This window comes from Aquiflexum sp., from assembly GCF_041749095.1.
Lineage (GTDB): Bacteria > Bacteroidota > Bacteroidia > Cytophagales > Cyclobacteriaceae > Aquiflexum.
In genome coordinates, this window is record NZ_JBGTCA010000296.1 from 1 (window position 1) to 5,381 (window position 5,381).

A 5,381-nucleotide genomic window follows, 5' to 3' on the forward strand; every position below is an offset into this window, starting at 1 on the left:
TGATTCTGCTGTGGTTTCTTCTTTTTTTCCGGAGCCTGTTCTTTCATCACGCCTTTGAACTCATATGGATGATCTTGGACAACAGGGATTTTTTTTCCGATGAGTTTTTCGATATCCTTTAAGTCCTTCAATTCTTCCGCATCACAAAATGACATGGCCACGCCTGAATTACCTGCCCTTCCTGTTCGACCGATTCGGTGAACATAAGTTTCGGGAATGTTGGGAAGATCATAATTGAATACGTTGGACAATTCGTCAATATCAATTCCACGTGCAGCAATATCTGTCGCCACCAACACCTGCAATTTGCCGCTTTTAAAATCCTTTAAAGCATTCTGTCTGGCATTTTGGCTTTTATTGCCATGGATGGCGGCGGCTTTCACGTTTTCACGGACAAGAAATTTGACGACCCTGTCTGCACCATGTTTGGTACGGGTAAACACCAATGCTGATCCTACTTTTTCGTCTTTCAAAAGGTGAAGCAATAATTTGGGTTTGTCGGCTTTGTAGGTGAGAAATAGCTGTTGCTCGATTTTGTCAACTGTGGATGATGGAGGGGTAACTTCCACAAAGGCAGGTTTGGTCAATAAGGTATCCGCAAGCTTCTGAATTTCAGGCGGCATGGTGGCCGAGAAAAACAAGGTCTGTCTTTTTTGGGGAAGCAGTGCGATGATTTTTTTCACATCATGTATAAAACCCATGTCCAACATCCTATCTGCCTCATCCAGGACAAATATTTCAAGATTCCTGAGGTCAACAAATCTTTGATTGATCAGATCCAATAATCTTCCCGGAGTGGCTACCAATACATCAATACCTCTTTTGAGAGCATTGGTCTGATGAAGTTGGGACACTCCGCCAAAAATAACGGTATGTCTGATATCTGCAAATTTGCCATACGAGGCAAAGCTTTCGTCAATCTGAATGGCCAATTCCCTGGTTGGCGTCAAGATCAGGGATTTGATTCCGGGTCTTCTTTGTTTGTGCTGACTGAGCAATTGGATGATGGGGATGGCAAAGGCTGCTGTTTTTCCAGTGCCTGTCTGCGCGCATCCCAGCAAGTCCCTTCCTCCCAGTACGAGAGGGATTGCTTGTTGCTGAATGGGCGTGGGGGTAGTGTATCCTTCATTGGCGACCGCCTTGAGGATAGGGTCAATAATTCCTAAATTTTTGAATGCCATGTTGGCTGAATGTAAATGGGCTGAGTGAGATGTTGTACGGTCTGACCCAGCGGGGAGATTGATTAAAAGCGGCCTACAACTTGCCGTGCTTTATTTATAAAGTGGGTCAAAGGTAGGTTTTTTTTGGCAGGAAAGCACCATTAACTTCACTTCCCGCAAAGCCGCTAAGACACAAAGAAAAAAAATCTTTTTAGTTTTGATTATAAAAAGAGGATGCTAGGTATTTTGCTAGAAGAGAACATTATTGATGAAAAGAAATTTCAAATAGTTTTACAGCAAATAAAGAACAATAATTCGAATTTAGGGTTCAACAGAGTTATTGATGATACAGAATAAATTTTGTTGTCAATCCACCTGAAGCATATAACCCCTGCCCCGGATATTTTTGAGATTGATACTTGAATCCAAAATCAGTTTTTTCCGGAGTTTGGATACAAACATATCCAGACTCCTGCCCACGAATACCCCTTCATCTTCCCATATTTCTTTGAGCAACCTGTCTCTTTCCAATATCTGGTTTTGATGGGAGGCAAAAAGTTTGAGCAGCTTGTTTTCTTTTTGTGAAAGCTCGATTTCCTCGCTTCCGATTTTTAAAAGATAGCTTTCGTATTTGAAATCATATTTTCCGATAAATAGTGATGGTGATTGGTCAAGGTCTTGTTCCTTTTCTGGTTTTGAAGGATTCTTTTTGAACAAAAACAAAAAACCAAATGCCAGGAGTCCAATAAAGATTGGAATGGAAAAATTCGAAGCTTTCAATTGGTTTGGTTCAAACTGAATTTTGATCCTGTAGCAATCCAAAGGTTGGATGCGACCTTGGCAGGGAACAATGGTTTTGTCTTTGTGACCGGACATCTGATAGCCATATACAATCTGGTTTCCTACGCATTGCAATACATTGACCCGGTAATTTTCCTTACCATCAATACCTTCCTTAAGTCCGGCATGGATCACTTTGACCAATGTATTTGGCTCAAATTGGAACGGGCTTTCAAATAGGATAATAAACTCACCCTCACTGATTTTATTGATAGGCAAAACCCTTGAAGTGGTATCTCCCGAGGCAAGAAGGATTTTATGCCCAACATTCCTCAATCTGATTTCCCTGTTTTCCCCAAAGTCATTGGAATTCCATGGCCAAAGGATGGCCATCATCAATATCATGGAGAGGATTCCGAGACCAGCTGGTTGAAGCAGTTTTTTCATTGATCAAATTTAAGGTTTAAATGTGACCCAAAAAGTAATTATACCATGATTTACATTCTTTTTACATTTCATTTACCATCTCCGCTTTAGATAGACATATGTTTGGGCATTCTAAACCAATAAAAATGAAAAAACACCTAAGATTATTCGCCTGGTTATTGACCGTTGGTTATTGCACTTCCTGTAACCCACAAAATAAGACAGAGCTATCAAAAAACACTATCGAGTCCGAATCCAAATACTTTTATACTTCTGATGCACCAATCAGTATTGTGCGCAATATTGTGCAGGATAGAAATGGCAATGTCTGGATAGCTTCGTGGGAGGGTGTTTTTCGATATGATGGAAGATTTTTTACCAACATTACCAATAAAGTAAGCTCGGCTCGCTTTTTCTCTATTTTAGAAGATAGCAAAGGAGACTTTTGGTTCGGTTCAATTGGTTCAGGTGTTTATTATTACAATGGGAAATCCTTTCAAAATTTCACAACAAAGGATGGACTTGTTAATAATGAGATTACTTGTATTTTTGAAGATAAAGCTGGCAATATTTGGTTCGGTGTTAATGGAGGAGCAAGCCGCTACGATGGAAAATCATTTCGAAATTATGTGATGAACGGAGATTCTATAGTTGAAGATAGAACAGGGAAAACTTTTCCAGATTTTACACGCCCCCCTAATGAAGTTACTTCTATTATTGAAGACAAAACCGGCAAGTTTTGGTTTGGAACAAGAGACTTTACCTTCGTTTATGATGGAAAAACATTTACCGCTATTACCTATAATGGTAAACCTTTCAAGAATGTTCGTTCCTTAATCGAAGATACAAAAGGAAATATTTGGCTCGGTGGCAATGATGGCCTTTGGCGCTATGACGGCAGCACATTTACCAATTTCACTCAGAATTTTGTTGGTTATATAATCGAAGATAAAAAAGGCAATATTTGGACTAGTTCAGTAAGTGATAATGGTCAAGGTTGGGCACTTTCCCGTTATGATGAAAAGTCATTGTTTAGTGAAAAAATCACGGTAACCGAAACAAATTTACCATCAAAAATGATTTTTGGAATTTTTGAAGATGATAAAGGAAATATTTGGTTTGGCTCTAATGGCGTGTATCGTTATGATGGAAATACAGTCAATAGTTTTAAAGCGATGTCAAGTCAGGAATATTTCTCTAAACTGGTGGCTAAGAAAGATAATTGTTAGAGGAAAGGACTTTTGGGTTGGTGGAGTTGCAGCAGGTTTAAAGGTTTGATTTTCATTTTTAAAAATAATTTATAATTTTTTTTGTGTAAACAAAATTGTTTATTTTTGTTTCATGGACTCAAGAATTCAACATATCAAAGGCATCCATCCAGGTGTTTTTCTGGATAGGGAACTCAAAAAAAAGGGTTTGTCTAAAGGACCATTTGCATTGTCTATCGGTGAATATCCTCAGACTTTAAGCGCCATAATACATGGAAAAAGGAAAATGAATACTTCACTTGCCCTCCGAATTGAAGAATCTTTGGGTTTGGAAAAGGGAACACTTATGCTAATTCAGGTTTACCATGATATCAAGCAAGAAGAGGATAAGAAGAAATTAAAAATAAAACCAGACCTTAGCAAAATCAGGGAGTCCTTATTTTGGGATACCGATATAAATAATATCGATTGGTTCAATCATAAACAATTTGTTATTGATAGGGTAATGGAAAGAGGAACTGATGAGGAAAAAGATATGATCAATAATTTTTATAAGCCTGGATATCCATCATAACCTGAACTAAACCAATGAAAGCACTTTATTAGAAAACAGTTTCACCAAAACTCGCTGAAAGCCTTCTTTTTTTACTAAAGAACAAGATATTTGATGATTTTAGGTTGGTTGGAGGTACAGCGTTAAGTCTTCAATTAGGGCATCGGATGTCTTTGGACATAGATTTGTTTTCTGAAAAGGTTTATGGAAGCATTGACTTTGATTCGATCGAAAAATTTTTAAGGTCAAATTTTATCTATGTTTCTGATCCAATTCAAATTCCTATTGGCTTTGGGCGGTCTTATATGGTTGGAGAATCCTCTGATTCAGCCATTAAACTTGACTTATATTATACCGACCCCTTTCTTGAAGAAGAAAAGACTCAGGATATTATCAGGTTTGCCAGTATGGAAGAAATTGGGGCAATGAAAATCGATGTGGTTCAAAGGGGAGGTAGAAAAAAAGATTTTTGGGATATTCATGAATTGCTCGATAGATTTACTTTGGGTCAGCTAATTAAACTTCACGCCAGGAAATATCCATATACCCATGATAAAAAAGTGATTTTGGAGAATCTTTTAGACTTTTCGAAAGCAGATAATGAACCTGACCCAAAATGCTTAAAAGGAAAATATTGGGAGTTGATTAAACTTGATATTGTTGAAGCTGTCGAAAATCACATATTGGAATTTCCCAATGATTGAAATTTTTATCAGTGATTAGAATAAAGCAATTTTTCTTCCCCCTTCCTCCCTAAAAAGATTGCCACGTCGCACTAAGAGCTGTATAAAACATCAAAGTCTCTCAAGTGCTCCTCGCAATGACGGCAACTTAGACCTTCATCCCTCATTCTTCATCGTCAACTTCCAACTTCCTACTTCAAGCATCCAACTTCAAAACAAACCTTTAAACTTTTGCCCCAAATGTTTACCTTTGCTGCTTCTTCAAAAAAGGCTTCAAAAAACCGCACATGATCCTCTTTTTCCAATCACCTCAAGCATTGATTTATGCCGTTCAGGCAAAGCAACCACTCCACCAACAAGAAATTGACAAACTCATTTGGCTTTTCGGAGAGGCAAAACAGCTTGGTTCTGATAAAGTTGAGGGAACTTTTGCCGGTCCAAGGAAGGAAATGATCACCCCTTGGGCAACCAATGCGGTGGAGATTACAGTCAATATGGGAATTGTGGGGATCCAGAGAATTGAAGAATACTATCCCATTACAGAAAATGACAGCATCGATCCGATGCTACA

General features: G+C 38.3%; 6 protein-coding genes. 4 read left to right on the forward strand and 2 right to left on the reverse strand.

Annotated elements, in window-relative coordinates; translation table 11 throughout:
• Together ACEW8O_RS13790 and ACEW8O_RS13795 are read right to left on the reverse strand one after the other, a co-directional pair.
• Window positions 1–1,181: DEAD/DEAH box helicase (locus tag ACEW8O_RS13790; RefSeq protein ID WP_373495208.1), on the reverse strand; the 1,181-nt coding region annotated here is incomplete at its 3' end.
• Between the two features lie 345 nt (window positions 1,182–1,526).
• Complete coding sequence (locus tag ACEW8O_RS13795) at window positions 1,527–2,387, reverse strand: helix-turn-helix domain-containing protein (RefSeq protein ID WP_373495209.1); 861 nt, start codon at window positions 2,385–2,387, stop codon at window positions 1,527–1,529.
• Window positions 2,388–2,512: 125 nt separating this feature from the next.
• On the opposite strand from ACEW8O_RS13795, the gene ACEW8O_RS13800 reads away from it, so the two are divergent.
• The 4 genes from ACEW8O_RS13800 to ACEW8O_RS13815 all read left to right on the forward strand — a co-directional run.
• Entirely contained in the window at window positions 2,513–3,595 is a 1,083-nt protein-coding gene (locus tag ACEW8O_RS13800) for a two-component regulator propeller domain-containing protein (RefSeq protein WP_373495210.1), read from the forward strand.
• A 112-nt stretch (window positions 3,596–3,707) separates the two neighbouring features.
• Window positions 3,708–4,148 (forward strand): transcriptional regulator, encoded by a 441-nt coding sequence (locus ACEW8O_RS13805; protein ID WP_373495211.1) that lies wholly within the window; start codon window positions 3,708–3,710, stop codon window positions 4,146–4,148.
• Between the two features lie 86 nt (window positions 4,149–4,234).
• The gene (locus ACEW8O_RS13810; RefSeq protein ID WP_373495213.1) at window positions 4,235–4,831 is read left to right on the forward strand and encodes a nucleotidyl transferase AbiEii/AbiGii toxin family protein; all 597 of its coding nucleotides are present in this window, start codon (window positions 4,235–4,237) and stop codon (window positions 4,829–4,831) included.
• 266 nt (window positions 4,832–5,097) lie between these two features.
• Window positions 5,098–5,381 (forward strand): hypothetical protein (locus ACEW8O_RS13815; protein WP_373495212.1); only part of this gene is annotated, 284 nt, incomplete at its 3' end.

Coding starts and splice junctions, on each gene's coding strand:
- ACEW8O_RS13795 (WP_373495209.1), bottom strand. CDS start 2,387: ATGAAAAAACTGCTTCAACCAGCTGGTCTCGGAATCCTCTCCATGATA.
- ACEW8O_RS13800 (WP_373495210.1), top strand. CDS start 2,513: ATGAAAAAACACCTAAGATTATTCGCCTGGTTATTGACCGTTGGTTAT.
- ACEW8O_RS13805 (WP_373495211.1), top strand. CDS start 3,708: ATGGACTCAAGAATTCAACATATCAAAGGCATCCATCCAGGTGTTTTT.